This window comes from Streptococcus mitis B6 (assembly GCF_000027165.1).
Classification (GTDB): Bacteria; Bacillota; Bacilli; order Lactobacillales; family Streptococcaceae; genus Streptococcus; species Streptococcus mitis_AR.
The window spans coordinates 927,005-945,176 of record NC_013853.1 but is presented as its reverse complement, the minus strand read 5'-3'; the positions used below and the strand labels follow the sequence as shown (position 1 = coordinate 945,176).

Below are 18,172 nucleotides of genomic sequence, written 5' to 3'. Positions count from 1 at the left end.
GAATTATGCTAGAATTAAGTCTGAGACTTTTCGTGAGGAGGTACCTCATGACGAAAAAACAAAAACATCTCACTCTAGAAGACCGTATTGACATCCAAACTGGAATCAGCCAACAGGAGACTTTCCGTTCCATCGCTGAGAAGATGGGGAAAGACCCGTCAACGATTTCAAAGGAAATCAAGCGCAATCGCATCATGCATCCAACATCCGTCAAATCTGATTGCACGGATTGCCCTCTTCTCAAAAAAGCTCCTTATGTCTGTAACAACTGTCCAAAAAAGAGGACGGATTGTGGGTTTAACCACTATCTTTACTACGCGAAAAAGGCACAGGAGCAGTACGAGACTATGTTGAGGGAATCCAGACAGGGCATTCCCCTAAACAAGGAAAGTTTTTATCAGATGGACAAGATCTTAACCCTAGGCATCCAGAAGAAACAAAGCATCTACCATATCATTCAGACACATAACCTACCTGTGTCGAAAGCTACGGTGTATCGGCATGCCAAGCTGGGCTATCTGACAGCCAAGCCCATTGATTTCCCTCGGATGGTCACGTTCAAGGAACGCAGAAAATCCAGAAAAGTAGCTATTCCTAAAGAGCTGAAAATTGGGCGGACCTATCAAGATTTCCAAGAGTTACGAGAAACAGATGATTTCTTCAAATGGTTGGAAATGGACACGGTCATCGGCAGACCTGGTGGAAAGCTACTGCTCACCTTCAACGTTTCCTTCTGCAACTTCCTCTTCGCCCTGCTTTTGAACAACAAGACCGCTCTGGAGGTCGCCACTAAATTCGCAGCTTTGAAAGAAAGAGTCATGGACGGAGGGTGTGCGTTCCATCAGCTGTTCCCTGTCATTCTCACAGACAACGGATCTGAGTTCGCCTATGTGGAGGAGCTTGAGCGAGACATTGATGGGAAGTCTCACCTCTACTTCTGCGACCCTAGCCGTCCTGACCAGAAGGGGCGGATTGAGAAGAACCATACGGTTTTGCGAGCCATTCTTCCCAAGGGCACTTCCTTTGACCAGCTGACTCAGAAAGACGTCAATCTAGTCATTTCCCATGTCAATTCCTTGAAACGAGAAGAGTTTCAAGGAAAATCTGCTTACGACGTCTTCACCTTCACCTTTGGCGAGGACATCGCTGCTCTTCTGGGTTGCCAATTTGTCAAACCAGAAGACACACACTTATCACCTGATTTATTGAAATAAAGGGAATTTTCCCCTCTAACTACACATCTTATCACCATCGAAAAGTCTCACACTAAACGCTAGCAACTGGAATTTACTCTAAGACGACTCTGTTTTAGGGCTATTTGTCGTGCACTTTTTTCTGAGTCTTTTCGCTTTTGAACCCTTATATATCAAGAAAAAGAAAACCAGTGGAAGTTAGTCTAAGACGGATTTCCACTGATTTCACGCATTTTTCTCATACTAAAAGCTAGGTTGTGGGAAACTGGAAGTTAGTTTTAGAAGTTACCAATAATTAAAAACTTCCCCTATAGAAAAGAGGAAGTTTGATGAGTATCAACCCGAATTACGCAATCCTGTCGCAATTCCGTTGATAGTTGTATGAATTAATTTTTCTTGATCGCTTGATAATTCTCCTCGGCGTTGACGTTTAATCAACTCCAACTGGATATAGTTAAGAATATTAAAGTAAGGCATACGGTAATCCAAACTTGCTTTTAGATATGGATTTTCAGCTAATAATTCGTCATAGCCCTCAATCTCTAGGATAACATTTTTCGTTAATTGCCATTCGTCTAAAATAGTATCATAAATAGCCTTCACTTGATCATCTTCACATAGTTTAGCATATTCAAAAGCAATATTCATGTTGGATTTAGATAAGACCATATCCACATTTGAAAGAAGAGATTGGAAAAATGGCCAATTTTTATACATATCACGCAAAATTTCAATATTTTCCGGATTTTGATCAATAAATTCTTTGAAGCTAGAACCAACCCCATACCAGCCCGGAAACATGACACGGCTTTGTGACCATGAGAATACCCAAGGGATTGCACGCAAACCACCGATTTCAGTAATAGTCTTACGAGCGGCTGGACGTGAACCAATATTAAAGCTTGAAATAGCCTTGATTGGACTTGACTCAAAGAAATAATCATAGAAATAGTCATTTCCAAAGACCAAGTCACGGTATATATCATAACTACGGTCCACTACTTGATCCATAATGGCTTCATAGCGATTTGAGGTATTAGTATCACTCTTCCATTGAGTAATCATACGGTTAATGGCTGCTGAAACCAACATTTCAAGGTTATAGTAGGCTGCGTCTTTGTTTCCGTATTTATTCCCAATTACTTCACCCTGCTCCGTCAAACGAATACGATCCTTGATAGACTTGAGCGGTTGAGATGTGATGGCTTCATAGGTTGGTCCACCACCACGACCAACAGTACCACCGCGACCATGGAAGAAGGTAACCTTAACGCCAAATTCATCTCCAATAGCAGTCAATTGTTGTTGAGCCTTGTAGAGGGTCCAACATGATGATAGGTAGCCACCATCTTTATTACTATCAGAGTAACCAAGCATGATTTCTTGGTAGTTATTACGTGAAGCAATCCATTTCTTAGCAAGAGGAAGAGAAAGGTATTCTCTCATGGTTTCTTCTGAGTGGTCCAAGTCCTCAATTGTTTCAAAGAGAGGAACAATTTGAACACGAGATCTTTCTTTATCAACTAACCCTACTTCTTTTAGCAAGATAGCTAATTCCAACATGTCTGATACGCTGGTTGCATGTGAAATGATAGTCTGACGAATGACATCATCTCCCAACTTATCTTTCAACTTACGAGCGGCCTTAAAGATTGCTAATTCTTTTTCAAGAAACTCTGATTTTTCAACGTGAGTGGCAGAAAGAATACGTGGATCTTCTTCCAATTCTTTCAATAGAAGTTGGCATTTTTCTTCTTCACTTAGTTCGCTATAACGCGAATGAATTCCTGCTGATTTCAAAAGTTCAGCTACACAGGCTTCATGAACACTAGAATCTTGACGCATGTCAATAGATGCCAAATAGAAACCAAAAATTTCAACCGCCTGGATTAACTCAACAAAATCACCAGAAATTAGTGCTTCACCTTTATTTTCCAAGAGGGAATCACGGATGGTAATTAAATCCTTATAAAAATCATTAGCTGTTTCATAGCGAGCTCCAACTTCCTTATCCTCAATCAGATAGGTTTTTGTTGCTTGGATTTTTGATTGAATATCAAATAAGGCACGGCGATAAAGTTCTTTTTCACGATAGATCGAGTTATCCTTGGATTGACGAGCCATTTCTCTGACTTGCTTGCTCACATTGACAATACTGGTTGAGAGAGAGAATTCACGATAAAGTTGGTAAATCTTTTCATCATAGTAGTTCATGATGACTTCACACTGAGTCATAGCAGATTGTTTCAAGGTATCTGCTGTAACAAAAGGATTCCCATCACGGTCTCCACCAATCCACATTCCCATGGTAATTGGTTTAGGATGTTTCAACTCCAAACCGTGTTTTTTAGCGAGACGCTTGTACTCAGCAGTCAAATGAGGAACTGCCTTCAGGAATGAACTATTGTAGTATTCCATAACATTCGTGATTTCATTAGTTACTTTCAATTTTTTTTCACGAATCATGTCTGTCTGCATGATAATCTCAATGTAACGACGGAGATCATTATGCCATTTTTCCTTATTAATCAAGCCTAATTTCACATCACGATACTTACGCAAAAGGGTATGGATATGATTGGTCAAATCCAGCATACTCTTACGTTGAACTTGTGTTGGATGGGCTGTCAAAACAGGGACAACATTTAAGTGTTCTAGAATTTCAACCGCATTTTCTTTTTCTGCAACCATTTTGATTGTTGCTGATAATTTCCCAAGATAATCTTGATCAATATTATTTTGGTGGTTGATTTCATAGGCCAAATCCACATCTTCTGAAATATTAATCAAGAGAGGCAAGATAGAGAAATAGCGTGAAATATAGGCCATTTCATCATTTGTCAGGCTAGTAACCAGTTGATTCAAGCCCTGATAATCTTCTTGAGTTGATAATTCTTTCAACTCCATGATTTTTGCAAAAGTCTCTGGGGCAAGCATATTTTTAGTGATATCTTCTAACAACTCTGTTAAAATCAATACTTCTTCTTGCACGACAGCTTTATTACTATAGTTTTCTAATTTTTGAAGAGACATAGGTAATCCTTTCCACTATCAACTCTACATATTGTTTGATGAGTGAGCTTCTAACTCCTCATATAATTGGGCACGTTTTTCACTTGCATCAATATTTAAGACAAAGGCGATGGCTACAGACAAGACTAGGAGACTGTTCCCTCCTTGTGATAAGAAGGGGAAGGTTACTCCTGTCGAAGGAATAATGCCAGAAATTCCACCGATATTGACAAAGACCTGTACCAACATCATCCCCCCAACCCCAATCGCCATCATGGAATTAAAGGGATTCTTAGCACGAATACCGACTAGGATAATCCGCAAAATCAGGAAAAAGACAAGGGCTAAAATCAAGCTGGCTCCCACAAATCCAAACTCTTCAATGACAATTGAAAATACAAAGTCTGTATGGGCCTCTGGTAAATAACCACGTTTTTCGATTGAATTTCCTAATCCTAGACCAAACCAACCACCATTTACCATGGCAAAGTAGGAATTTGCAAGTTGGTGGCCTGCTCCTGCCAAATCAGCAAAGGGATTAAAGTAGGCACTGAAACGCTTAGCAACGTAACCAAATATTGGAACTTTTGAAAACTTATCAACCCCAATCATAGAAATAGCTGATAAGGATAAGGCTGAAACTCCAAACAATACACCAATAAATGCTATAAACCAACGATGAGCAATCCCACTGACTGTGTACATAATCAAGGCAACCAGCGCTAGGATAGTCGCATTCCCCAGATCTGGGAAAATAGCCAAACTTCCTATCATTACCAAGAGGACAAAACGCCAATCATTAAAAGCTCGAGGAATCCATTGATTTTGAGTTAAAACTTGAAAATCGTAAATACCAATTTCATCCTGTTGTTTTGAAAAACGTTGGGCCAAGTACCAGACGATGATAATCTTCAAATACTCCGCTGGCTGAATAGTCAAAGGTCCTACTGAAATCCAACCATAGGCTCCATTGACTGGCGTACCAATTAACCGAGCCAGAGCTAAGAGAATCAGCTCAACAAACATAACAATAAATAACAGTCGTTCTTTTCTTAAAAAATTCAGTTTCAGCTTATAAATCAAGGCAATCAATATTAAACTAAATACCCAAAACATTCCCTGACTTCGAACCAATTGGAGGGCACTTTTACCTTCTTCGATAAGAATAGCACTGGTTGTAGAATAGACTACAATCAAGCCCAAAATAGATAAAAGCAAGTAAGGAACTAGAATAGAATAGTTTAACAGGTGCCTCTTACTAATCTTCATAGTATCACCAATCTAATGAGAACAAAAGAAATTATTCCCAAATTCCGTTTATTTTCTAGTTTTGATTGCTATTATACCATTTTTTCCGAAAGAAAAAAACTCTTACCCTTAAGATAGAAGATTTTCTCATAAGAAAAAGAGCACTTGGCTCTTTTCTGTTTTATTCTTTTGAAGAACTGCTTGAGCTTGAATCTCCACCACCGATGTATTGAGTGAAGATATTTTGGAAGGCTTGATCTTTAACCTTGATATTGGCTGCTTGCAATTCTTTTCCGATAATACTTTGAACAAATGATGCGTCGTTTTGTTTTTGAGTTAAGATAACAGTTTTTAATTTTTCTTTGTAGTCATCGATATTAGATGATTTTTCTGTTTTCTTAATCAGTTTAACAATGTAATATTGACTGCTGTAGGCTTGTGTTCCAGTAACGCTAATCACATCAGAAATACCGTTTACATCTAACGCAAAAGCCGCTTTCTTAACTTGTTCTGGTACTTCTGTTGAAGCAGAATCAAAAGTGATTTCTCCACCATTCGCTTTAGTTTTCTCATCTGTTGAATTATCTTTGGCTAATTGAGCAAAGTCTGCATCACTAGCTTTGGCTTTTTCAAGAATTTCTTTAGCTTTGTCTTCATTGTCCAAACGGATAATTTGAGCAGTCACATCTGGAGTGTACTCGTCAAAAGCCTTCTTATACGCATCATCTGTCAATTCAGCTTCTGCTGCTTTTTTAACTGCCAACTCAACCAATTTACTTGTACGAATTTGAGCTTTACGTGTTTCAAGAGTCATTCCTGCTTGTGACAAGACACGTTGGTAGTTCTCACCATATTGTTTCTCTTCTTCGGCAATAGTATCGTTTACTTCTTTGTCATCTACTTCTGAGCCATATTGCTTCTCAAATACTTTTTGGATGGTCAAGTTCAACAAGACTTGTTGGGCTGAAGGGTTGCTTTTCACTTGCTCATAAAATTGATGTTCTGTAATAACATCCCCTTTCATGCTGATAAGATCTGCTCCTTCTGAACCTTTCGAACAAGCTGCTAAAGTTGCTACTGATAACAGTGTAATGGCACCTGCCAATAGTTTTTTCTTCATGTCTACTCCTTTGAGATAAGTGTTACCCTATCTATTTTACTATATTTTCTTAAATTTTTCTGAAAATCATTCGCTGTCAGGTAATTGAACGTCTGCTACATTTTTACGAAGCATGAGAATGCCATCCCCCAGAGGTACTAATGTTGCGGTGAGTCCTGGATTGTCCAAGGTTGCATCAAATAATCTTTGAAGGCCTCGATAAATAGTTCGCTGACCTCGACGAACTTCCATAATATCCTTGGCAACATCACCACCTTGAAAAATATCATCCAAGACAACCACACCACCGACTTCCAAATGTTTGAGGATTTCTGGCAGAAAGACGATGTATTTAGACTTGGCTGAATCCATAAAGACGAAATCATAGGACTCTGTCAAGGTAGATAGGACATCAACCGCATCTCCTTCTAGGAGCGTAATTTGCTTACGACTGTCAAACTGGGCAAAATTCTCCTTGGCAAAACCAATCATTTCTGGATTGCGGTCAATGGTTGTAATCTTGGCCTTTGGAGCATGTTCTGCCATCAAGAGGGCTGAAAACCCGATGGCCGTCCCAATTTCCAGAATGTTTTTAGGTTGCATGGTTTCCATGAGAAAACGGAAATAAGCAACTGTTTCATGGGGAATAATAGGAATATTTTCCTTGCGGGCAAAGTCTTCCAATTCTTTCAAGGAACCTGTTACTTGCTTTTGGCGCTGACGCATCAAGTCTACAATTTCTTCCTTGACAACAGGGCGACGCATGTTATGGTTGGCATTTTTACTATACGATTCAACCATCTTATGCCAATCCCAATTTTTCAACAAGGGCTTCAAACTCATTCAAACGACGTTCAAAGACTGCAAAAGCATCGTTGAGATAGTCTTCCTTCTCCATATCAACACCAGCTTTTCTCATGACATTAAGTGGATAGTCAGATTTACCTGCCTTGAGGTAGTCGATATAGCGGTCACGGTCTTCTTGACTACCATGAACAATCTTTTCAGCCAAGGCTGAGGCTGCTGCAAAGCCTGTTGAATATTGGTATACATAGTAGTTATAGTAGAAGTGTGGAATGCGTGCCCACTCGTATTGGATTTCAGGATTGTCTTCCTTACTCAAACCATAATACTCTTGGTTCAAGTCTGCGTAGAGTTTATTTAAGAAATCACTTGTCAAGACTTCACCATTTTGATCCGCTTGGTGAATCGCGTGTTCAAACTCAGCAAATTGAGTTTGGCGGAAAACTGTTCCACGGAAACCATCTAGGAAGTTATTGAGAATAGCAAAGCGCGTTGCATCATCTTCCACTTCTTCCAATAATTTCTCCGTCAAAATATTTTCATTGGTCGTTGAGGCAATCTCAGCCAAGAAGATAGAATAATCACCGTAAACATAAGGCTGCGTTTCACGAGTATAACTTGAGTGCATACTGTGACCTGTTTCATGGACAAGGGTAAAGAGATTATCTAGATTGTCCTGCCAGTTAAGAAGCATAAAGGCATTTGTATCGTAAGAACCACCAGAGTAGGCCCCTGAACGCTTGCCTTGATTTTCGTAAACATCAATCCAACGCTCGCTGAAGGCACGTTTAACACGGCTCAAGTAATCCTCACCCAAGACTGCCAAGGCTTCTTCTGCTTTTTTCAAGGCTTCTTGGTAGGTAAAACTATATTCAACAGACGAAAGTGGTGTGTAGACATCGTACATCTTGAGGTCTGAAATCCCCAAAATCTTTGAACGAAGCTCAAGGTATCGATGCAAGAGGGGCAAATGCTTGCGAACTGCTACTACCAAATTGTCATAAACACTTTCTGGAACAAAATTATCTGCTAGGGCTGCATGACGAGCACTCTTGTAGTTGCGAACCTTGGCACGGTAGTTTTGCACCTTAACATTGGTTTGCAAGGTTTTAGCATAGGTATGTTGGAATTGTTCATAAGTCGCATAAAGAGCTTGATAGGCACCACGACGCACCTCACGATTTTTAGACTCCATCAACCGCATATAAACGCCATGTGATAATTGTACCTCGTTACCATCTTCATCTTTAACAAATGGAAAGACGATATCTGCATTATCTAAAATAGCGAAGGTTTCACTTGCCGAACCAAAGATTTCACCAGCTCCAGCTAATAATTCTTCTTCTCGTTGTGATAGAACGTGTTCCTTGCCTTGTAAAAGCTTGTCAAAATAGTGTTGATAAAGCTGCAATTTTGGTTGAGCTTCTAAAAAGTCAGCATACTGCTCTTCACTGATTTCCATAAATTCAGGTTCATAGAATGAAAAGGCTTGGTCTAGCTGGCTGTAAAGTGTCATTGCCTTAGCGTAGTACTCTTGATACTTGGCTTCACGAGTGTCCTGGTCATTTTTCATATGAGCATAAACGTAAAGCTTCTCCATTTGGCGTTCCATCTCAAGAGAAAATTCAGTAATTTCGAGTAGGCTATCCGCACTATCCAAGAGATGGCCTTCATACTGGGCTACTGTCTCCAATTGTTCTGTTAACTCTTTTAAGGCTTCTTCCCAAGCCTGGTCAGTTGGGTAAATCGTTGATAGATCCCATGTATCTTTTTCATTTATTTCATGTCTTTGTAATACCATTAGATTCCTCCATCCTTTTTATTCTACCATATTTTTCAAGAAATATTGCTGATAAAAGGCTGGTGGATAGAGCTTTTGCCAATCATTTTGAGGATTTTCTTTGTAATAGGTGTAAAAGTGCTGATAATAGCTGGTCAAATCTTGCTCAATCTGGAAAAATTTGCCTACTATTGGCCGAATTTGTGGATACCATTCTTTTAGTCCATAAGTTAGGAGATTTTTTCCCTTTTGATAGGCTTCTGCTTGTTCTTTCATCCAAATGGGATTTTGATAAAACAGTTGTTGCCGGATATAGCGACAAATGTCCTTGTCCTGAGAAACTGTAAAATAAGATATTTTTTGTTTCTTATAAGGAAAACGCAATATTTCCAATAAACTAGCTTGACCATAGGGAAATTCCTTAATCTGATAATGGAGTTTACCACGGAGGTCTTGGTGGATTAGGTATTTGAGCCTTAAAATCTGTTTTTCTTTGTCTAATTCCCAAACATAAAAGCCCATGTTTTGACTGAAATAGAGAAAACCTTGTTGCAGACGAGTCAAACGGTCCTTGAGCCACAGTTTTTGACCCAGTAACCACAGTACTTGGTAACCCTGACTACGATAGCCCTCACTGCGCTCTTTAAGAACTTTTTGAGACAAGGGGCTACACTGAACCTCTAAAGCCAGATTGCCATTTACAAATACATCCGCAATCTGTTTAAGCTCTGGAAGGGGATGTTCTAATTGTACCTCTGTCTCTTTTTTCAACCACTGATAGAGGACTTCCTTATTTGTCAAGTGTTCTGGGCTTTCATTTTCAAATGAAAAATCACAGTCTTTTAAAGATTTATGGGCAAAATGGGTCCGTACACTTGGTCCTTGACGCAAACGGAGCTGACCTCCACAAGCGGGGCAGGTATATGCTTGTTTCTCGAGCCTATCCTCTAACACATTTACCAACTGTCCCCTAGCATCTCTCGCAACAAACATGATTTCCCTCCTTTTCTATATTATTCGTAAAAATTAATAATCGTATTTTTAATTATCGAAGATGTGAACTAAGAGATTAGGAAAGTCAAATTAATTTCTAACAATGCTTCAGAAGTCATGTCCTACTATTCCAGTTTCGATACTTTATATAATTGACAAAGAAACAAAATCTCCTAGCAATCAATGGACTACTAGGAGATTTTTTAAAAAATTCTATATAATCTATAAAATCAAATACAAATTTTACTAAAAGATTAGATTAGTTCATATATAAATTATACTTCTTCATCTTCTTTACGACGACGGCCTACAAGACCTAGACCAAGTACTGCACTTGCTGCAGCTGCTACCATAGCTACTGTAGGGTTTGCTGTACCTGTATTTGGAAGTTGTCGATCTTTATTTATTGTAGTTTCAGATATTGGAGTTCTATCTGGTATTTCATCAGCACTGCCGTCATAAGCCGGCTTAGCTGGTGTTTCTTCTGAAATACCATTCACACTTCCTATATATTCTGCAGTTTGTGGTGTAATACCGTTGCCTGCGCTATCTGTACTACTTGTGCCTACTGTTGGGGTTACAGCTTCAATTGCTGCTATACCGTCTGTTTGAGCTGTTGCTACTCCTGCATTGTCCGTTGCTGCGTCAATTGCTTGATTTGCTTTTGTTGCTGCGTCTTGTGCTGCTTGTTTAGCCGCATCTTTTTCTTCTTTCGTTGCGTTTGGAGTACCTTCAAGTGCTGTTAATTTTTCTGCTAATTTTTTCGCTACTTCAGCTTTAGCCGCTGCTTTAACTGCTACTGTTGGGGTTACAGCTTCAATTGCTGCTATACCGTCTGTTTGAGCTGTTGCTACTCCTGCATTGTCCGTTGCTGCGTCAATTGCTTGATTTGCTTTTGTTGCTGCGTCTTGTGCTGCTTGTTTAGCCGCATCTTTTTCTTCTTTCGTTGCGTTTGGAGTACCTTCAAGTGCTGTTAATTTTTCTGCTAATTTTTTCGCTACTTCAGCTTTAGCCGCTGCTTTAACTGCTACTGTTGGGGTTACAGCTTCAATTGCTGCTATACCGTCTGTTTGAGCTGTTGCTACTCCTGCATTGTCCGTTGCTGCGTCAATTGCTTGATTTGCTTTTGTTGCTGCGTCTTGTGCTGCTTGTTTAGCCGCATCTTTTTCTTCTTTCGTTGCGTTTGGAGTACCTTCAAGTGCTGTTAATTTTTCTGCTAATTTTTTCGCTACTTCAGCTTTAGCCGCTGCTTTAACTGCTACTGTTGGGGTTACAGCTTCAATTGCTGCTATACCGTCTGTTTGAGCTGTTGCTACTCCTGCATTGTCCGTTGCTGCGTCAATTGCTTGATTTGCTTTTGTTGCTGCGTCTTGTGCTGCTTGTTTAGCCGCATCTTTTTCTTCTTTCGTTGCGTTTGGAGTACCTTCAAGTGCTGTTAATTTTTCTGCTAATTTTTTCGCTACTTCAGCTTTAGCCGCTGCTTTAACTGCTACTGTTGGGGTTACAGCTTCAATTGCTGCTATACCGTCTGTTTGAGCTGTTGCTACTCCTGCATTGTCCGTTGCTGCGTCAATTGCTTGATTTGCTTTTGTTGCTGCGTCTTGTGCTGCTTGTTTAGCCGCATCTTTTTCTTCTTTCGTTGCGTTTGGAGTACCTTCAAGTGCTGTTAATTTTTCTGCTAATTTTTTCGCTACTTCAGCTTTAGCCGCTGCTTTAACTGCTACTGTTGGGGTTACAGCTTCAATTGCTGCTATACCGTCTGTTTGAGCTGTTGCTACTCCTGCATTGTCCGTTGCTGCGTCAATTGCTTGATTTGCTTTTGTTGCTGCGTCTTGTGCTGCTTGTTTAGCCGCATCTTTTTCTTCTTTCGTTGCGTTTGGAGTACCTTCAAGTGCTGTTAATTTAGCTTTTTTAGCCTTATCAACTTCTAATTTAGCTTGAGCTTTTTGAAGCAACAAAGTCTGGGCGTTAATATCTGCTTGATTTTTTCGATTCGCTATTTCTACATTGTTAGTTTCTTCATTCAATATTTCTTGAGCCTTAGCTAATTCTGCTTGATAAGCAGCCCATGCTTCAGGTGTATAATCGATTTGATTTAATGTTGCTACCTTAGCTGCCTCTGCCTGCAGATCAGCTTTATACATATTAATCTTAACTGTTTGTTGTGCAACTGTATCACTACCTGTTTTTTTAGTTCCGTTATCAATCAGATTTCCTGAAGTTTGATAAGAAACTGTCCCCTCCAATTGTTTTTCAATTGGTTTGTTAGTTGGCAAACTAAAAGTATACGTTAAAGTCTGTTCTCGTTTAGGGTCTAAATTGTTAAAACCAAGGGTCAAACTAGTTCCATTTAGTTGGGCCGAGCTTGTACCTGTTGTTCCAACTAATGTTGCACCTTCTGGCAACTCAACTCTATACTGATTATTTGTAGAAGTTGAGAATCCTTTATTAATGACTTTTACAGTCACAGTAGTATTCACAGTAGTAGGAGTAGCAGAAGTAGCTGTAGATTCATAAGTAGTGTTCACAACTTCAGATACAAGATAAGAACCACTAGCAACACGAACATTACTTACAACTCCTCCTGCATTCTCATCAGATGATATAGATGGTTTATTGAATCTGTTATCACCACTATGATTTTCTGTACTTTTATCAAGAGCTGTTTCAAATTGAAGTCTTAATTTTGTTAAGCCTTTAGGAACATTTACAAGAACAGACATTTCTCCCATCGGAGTACCAGCATAACCTCTTGCATACTGACCGAGTACAGCTCCTGTTTCTGGATTTTTAACAACTAGTTTTGCTCCATTATTACCACTATTTATATTTACTGTTGTCCCTCTCCAAGTTACCTTCACTTCTTGGCCACCCACTACATCAATATCTTGATAAATAGGACCAAATTCAGGTTTTTGACGACCACTCCAAGCTCCTCTTCCTGGATATACTGCTAAAACAGCTCCTATTCCAGAACCTCTGTCACCCGGAAAAGCATCTCCATATTGAGATGCATTCGCAGTCCAAATAAGAGGAACTGTTGTTGTTGTTGAATTAACAGGTTTCCATCCTGTTAATTTACTTATATCGTTCTTGACAGTAATAGGATCTGATTTTGCAGTTGGAAGTACTGCTCCTTGGCTAGTATCATTAAAATTACCATTTACAATAGCTACATTTGTTGCATTCGTAGCTAGGGGATCTGTGCTTGTTACAGTGCTAGGAGTTGAATCTGTACGGAATGGGTTATTTGTATCCAACGCTTTCCCATTACGTTCATCTCTAGAACCTGAGTTTGCAATAGAATTAGACTCCAAAGTCTTCTCTGCGCTGGTAAGTTTTTTACCTTCACTTAACTTATCAGTTGTATTATCTAATGGTTGTTCTTTTTTCTTTTCAGATTTTGTTTGCAATTTTGATGTCGCTGTAATTAACTTTCTATATGCTGCAGTTAATTCAGTTTGAGTTGTTGCAGTGCTTAAAACAGTTCTTGATTCGTCTAAGATAGTTCTAAGATTATTAACGCTTTCTTCTGTCTTAGTAGCATATGTTCCTTTAGCAAACTTGCCATCAATCTCTTTGATTAAATCTGTTAATTCTTTCTTATCTAGAGTCTCCACCTTCTGGGGTGCTGATTCTGGAGAGGGACTATTTTCAACTGTTGAAGGTTGAGTATTTGTCTCTACTGTTGCAGCAGGACTAGTGGCTACTGTATTCCCTTCGTAGGTCCCATTCTGAGCATTCGGTTCTTTAGGTTGCGGTGCCTGAGTCTCCCCATTAGTTGAAGGCACACTTTGCTCTGCAGCAGATACTGCCCCATTTCCTAAAAACATGAACAATGCAGCTACTGCGACACTAGCTGCACCAAAGCTGACCTTACGAATAGAAAAACGTAATTGCTTTTCACGATCGTGTTTACCTTTATGAAACATCTAATTTCCTCCAAAATAAATATTTGTATCACATCTTATAATACACTTTTACTCTAATAATTCAATAGCCACCTTTTTATATTTTCTAATCTATTATAATTTTTATGCGTATATATATATATATATATATATATACGCATAAAACTACTTTTATTCTATAATTATAGCGATTCTTGAAATAAAAATTATATAGTCAGAAATATTACGTTTTTATAACATTTGGCATTTTTAAAAGAGTCTGGGACAAAAGTCTAACCTTAAATATAAAAAGCGAACAAAAGGAGTTATCTGACATTCAGTATTCGGTCTTATTCGCTTTTTATCTAATCTATTGATTTTTAAAATTTATAATAAATAATTCCTAAAATCAAAATCTTTTTGTCCCAGACTCTTCATAACATATTTACTTGATTTTCTTAGCTAGCATGGTCGCAAAGCGTAATTGAATACGATTGCCATTCTCATCGCGACGGTGCAAATGACCTGGATTTTCATTGTATTTGACTAATTTCCAGTCCTTGTAATAGTCTGCCAGTTCCCCTTCTTTAAATGTGAATGGGAAGTTCACTGAGCAAGGATAATCCTCCGTGTCCATGGCACAGACGATAAGGTTGTAGCCACCAACAGTGGTTTGCTCCTGCATATTTTTGATAATTGCAGGAATACGGTCTGCTTGCAAAAACATCAAAACAACTGTCGATACGATGAAATCATACGCTTTCCCAATGCTAGCTGAATTGATATCGTAAAGACCAACAGGCATATCCAAATCTTCCTGCTCCACAATGCTTTGCAAGATTTCAAGAGACAGTTCATTTTGATCCACAGCTGTCACATCAAAACCTTGCTGGGCTAGAAAGAGTGCATTACGGCCTTGACCACAGCCCAAATCCAAGGCTTTCCCTGGTTTTACTGTCTGCATAGCCTCTAGGACCTCTGAATGAACAGGATTGGTATTGTATTTCTTAGGGAAATAATCCTCAGGTTTACAATAAAATTCCAAATACCATTCTACATCGTCTGTTACAGCCTCCACTCGGTGCCATGCTTGTGGTTGTGCCATTGGATTGTCAGCCCCTGCTTCAAAGAGGTGCTCAGCTAAAACCTCACCATCTTCTGTCAATTCAATAAACTTGAGAGCTCCCTTCAAGACAGTAATTTTCCCCCAAGTCCCAACCTTGGTATTGTGTTTCTGCTGAACAGCCTCTGGCATGGTTTCTTTAGTCCACAAAGGCATGCGTTTATAGGCAACTAGTTTTTCCATCTTCATTCCTCTTTTTATCGCTGATTAACAGCTTTCATAACACGCGCGATGTCGCGATTTTGTTCACGACGCTTGATAGACTCCCGTTTGTCATAGTCATGTTTCCCTTTAGCAAGTCCTAAAAGGAGTTTGGCATAGCCATCTTTGATATAGACCTTAAGGGGAACAAGGGTCATTCCTGTCCCTTTTGTCTCTTGCTCCAACTTTTGGATTTGTTTCTTATGGAGCAAGAGTTTTCGACGACGTTCTGGTTCTTGATTCCAGATATTGCCCTCTTCGTAAGGAGCGATATGAACATTGCTCAACCAGACCTCCCCATTTTTCACTTGGGCAAAGCCATCCTTGAGATTGATTCGAGCAGCTCGTACACTCTTGATTTCAGTTCCAGTCAGAACCATCCCTGCCTCTAGCGTATCTACGATTGTATAGTCATGACGCGCCTTTTTATTTTGTGCGACGACCTTTCCCTCGCCCTTTGCCATGCTTGGCTCCTTTCTTAGCTACTTCCTTATAAAAAGGTTTCTTTCCTTTTTTCTTGTCTTTTTGTGAATGCTTGCGCTTATCATTTGAGCGTCCTGATTTTCTCTTGTCTTCCTTCTTATCTGAACGACGACTGGAACCACGCCCTCTGTCACTACGATTAGACTGTTTTAAGCCTTTTTCAATCACATCAAACTCACTTGGGATATAAGAGAAATCAATTTCACCCGTCATCTTGTCAGCTCTTTCAACTCGGATACGGATTTGCTGACCTACACGGAAGGTTGTCCCCGATTTTTCCCCACGAAGAGTCAAATCCCGCTCATTGAAATGATAAAATTCAGGCAAATTGGTGATATGAATCAAGCCTTCAACCGTGTTTGGCAATTCGACAAAGAGACCGAACTTGACAATACTTGATACAACTGCATCATACTCTTCACCCACGTATTCTTCCATATACTCAGCCTTTTTCATGGCTTCGACTTCACGCTCAGCCTCAATGGCACGACGCTCACGATTGGAAGACTGGGTCGCAATCTCTGGAATCACTTGCTCAAAATGCTCTGCCATTTCCTTAGAACGGCCGTAATCACGAATCATACGGTGAACAAGAAGGTCTGGATAACGACGAATCGGACTAGTAAAGTGAGTATAATAATCAGCCGCTAGTCCATAGTGGCCGTGATTGTGCTCCGAATAACGAGCCTGCTGCATAGAGCGAAGAAGCATCATGGACAATACATCCGCATAAGGCTCACCCTCAACAGTACGCATGATGTCTTGGAGAGCTTCTTGGCTAATCTCACTGGCAGTCCCATAAATGCGCAAGCCAAAGCTCGAAGCATAATCAATAAACTTCTGAACTTTTTCAGCCTTAGGCTCCTCGTGAATCCTATAGATAAAAGGTAATTCCAGCTTGCTGAAATGCTCGGCAACTGTTTCATTGGCCATCAACATAAAGGACTCAATCATGCGCTCGGCAATGCCACGCTTACGAAGAACGATATCAACAGGCTTACCTTGTTTATCCACTAAAATCTTGGCTTCATTGGTATCGAAATTGAGGGCTCCACGTTTCACACGCATGTTTTCTAGAGTTTCATGGAGCTTAGCCATAAGTTCAATACTTGGAACAATTTTCTTATATTCTTGTCTCTTTTCCTCGTCGCCTGCCAGGATATCATTGACATCACTATAAGTCATACGGAAGCTTGTCTTGATAACTGTTTGTGTAATGGTATAGTTGACCACACGACCATCTTTATCAATCTCCATAATGGCAGACTGGGTCAGGCGGTCAACTTGGGGATTGAGAGAGCAGATTCCATTTGACAGTCGTTCTGGAAGCATTGGGACCACACGGTCTGTCACATAGACAGAAGTTGCGCGGTTAAGAGCTTCCTTGTCAAGGGCAGAACCCTCAGTAACATAATAGGAAACATCTGCTATGTGAACTCCGAGTTCGATATTGCCATTTTTCAGAGCCTTGATATGCACAGCATCGTCCAAGTCTTTAGCGTCAGCACCATCAATGGTAAAGGTAATCTCATCTCTCAGATCCAGACGACCCTCCATATCCTTTTGAGACGGAACATCAGGCACACTTTCTGCTTCCTTGACAACAGCTCCTGGAAACTCGGATACAATATCCATAGACTCCAAAACCTCAAGGACATCAATTCCGACATCTGTTGAATGACCCACTACATCGAGGACACTAGCGACAAAGAAATCATGTTTCTTGCTCGGGTATTTGTCGATAATTACCTTGAGAACTTCAGTTCCTTCTAGTTTTAGGGCTGGCTTCTTCACATAAATCGGTTGGCTAATTTTCTGGTTTTTCGAACGGATGTAGCCAGCATACTTAGGCTTTTCCTGATCTAGAACGATTTGGCCGACAACAGTTGTCAAACTGTGCTCTAGGATATCAATAATTTTGGCTTCAGCTGCTGTTCCCTTGTTTCGGTCAGCGACTTTCTTGATGACGACCTCAACGGTATCACCATCAATAGCATAGTTGACATCGTTTTTTCCTACAAAAAGGTCCTCCTCTTCTCCTTCTAGGGTGACAAAGCCAAAGCCATTTTTATGGGCATGAAAAATCCCCTTGAGAGTAATCTCATGTTTTTTCTTAACTTCCAAGGTCAGACTGCCATCTTCTTCAAAGCGTATCTGATGCTTTCTTTCCATTAGGGACAAGGTTTTAATCAACTCACGAAAATCCTTGGACCCGTCTTTTCCCAAAGCCTGAGCCAAGTCATTGACAGTCACCTTTCCCTTGTCTTGTAAATATTCTTTTATTCTATCTTTCATATTTTCTTTCTAGATTTTTTATTTTCTTTTACTGTAAAACCTTCTCAAATA

The 18,172-nt window shown here is 39.8% G+C and carries 11 protein-coding genes; 1 reads left to right on the top strand and 10 read right to left on the bottom strand.

The features are described 5' to 3' along the window. Positions 1-47: 47 nt before the first annotated feature. Entirely contained in the window at positions 48-1,214 is a 1,167-nt protein-coding gene (locus SMI_RS04975; RefSeq protein ID WP_000163000.1) for an IS30-like element ISSmi1 family transposase, read from the top strand. A 315-nt stretch (positions 1,215-1,529) separates the two neighbouring features. Here the strand turns inward: SMI_RS04975 and ppc are convergent, their stop codons facing one another. The 10 genes from ppc to rnr form a co-directional block, all read right to left on the bottom strand. After that, positions 1,530-4,226: a phosphoenolpyruvate carboxylase gene (gene ppc / locus SMI_RS04970; RefSeq protein WP_000058155.1), complete on the bottom strand. Its 2,697-nt coding sequence runs from the start codon at positions 4,224-4,226 to the stop codon at positions 1,530-1,532. A 24-nt stretch (positions 4,227-4,250) separates the two neighbouring features. Continuing rightward, positions 4,251-5,474: a cell division peptidoglycan polymerase FtsW gene (ftsW, locus tag SMI_RS04965; protein ID WP_000703373.1), complete on the bottom strand. Its 1,224-nt coding sequence runs from the start codon at positions 5,472-5,474 to the stop codon at positions 4,251-4,253. A gap of 160 nt (positions 5,475-5,634) precedes the next feature. Beyond that, complete coding sequence (gene prsA, locus SMI_RS04960; RefSeq protein WP_000727942.1) at positions 5,635-6,573, bottom strand: peptidylprolyl isomerase PrsA; 939 nt, start codon at positions 6,571-6,573, stop codon at positions 5,635-5,637. 66 nt (positions 6,574-6,639) lie between these two features. Next, positions 6,640-7,353 carry an O-methyltransferase gene (locus tag SMI_RS04955; RefSeq protein ID WP_012972506.1) on the bottom strand — a complete coding sequence of 238 codons (714 nt, stop codon included), beginning with the start codon at positions 7,351-7,353 and terminating at the stop codon, positions 6,640-6,642. 1 nt (position 7,354) lies between these two features. Continuing rightward, positions 7,355-9,157, bottom strand: coding sequence for an oligoendopeptidase F (pepF, locus tag SMI_RS04950; protein WP_000244106.1), 1,803 nt, complete (start codon positions 9,155-9,157; stop codon positions 7,355-7,357). 18 nt (positions 9,158-9,175) lie between these two features. Further along, positions 9,176-10,129 carry a competence protein CoiA gene (locus SMI_RS04945; RefSeq protein ID WP_000495918.1) on the bottom strand — a complete coding sequence of 318 codons (954 nt, stop codon included), beginning with the start codon at positions 10,127-10,129 and terminating at the stop codon, positions 9,176-9,178. A 275-nt stretch (positions 10,130-10,404) separates the two neighbouring features. Then, a complete protein-coding gene (locus SMI_RS04940; protein ID WP_000468780.1) occupies positions 10,405-14,061 on the bottom strand; it encodes a YSIRK signal domain/LPXTG anchor domain surface protein in 3,657 nt (1,218 codons plus the stop codon). A gap of 403 nt (positions 14,062-14,464) precedes the next feature. After that, complete coding sequence (gene tehB, locus SMI_RS04935; RefSeq protein WP_000413776.1) at positions 14,465-15,325, bottom strand: SAM-dependent methyltransferase TehB; 861 nt, start codon at positions 15,323-15,325, stop codon at positions 14,465-14,467. 14 nt (positions 15,326-15,339) lie between these two features. Beyond that, on the bottom strand, positions 15,340-15,807 hold the full coding sequence (smpB, locus tag SMI_RS04930; RefSeq protein WP_001051750.1) for an SsrA-binding protein SmpB: 468 nt from the start codon (positions 15,805-15,807) through the stop codon (positions 15,340-15,342). Beyond that, positions 15,770-18,121, bottom strand: coding sequence for a ribonuclease R (gene rnr / locus SMI_RS04925; protein WP_000654875.1), 2,352 nt, complete (start codon positions 18,119-18,121; stop codon positions 15,770-15,772). Before rnr ends, smpB begins: the two co-directional genes overlap by 38 nt. Between the last annotated feature and the right edge of the window lie 51 nt (positions 18,122-18,172).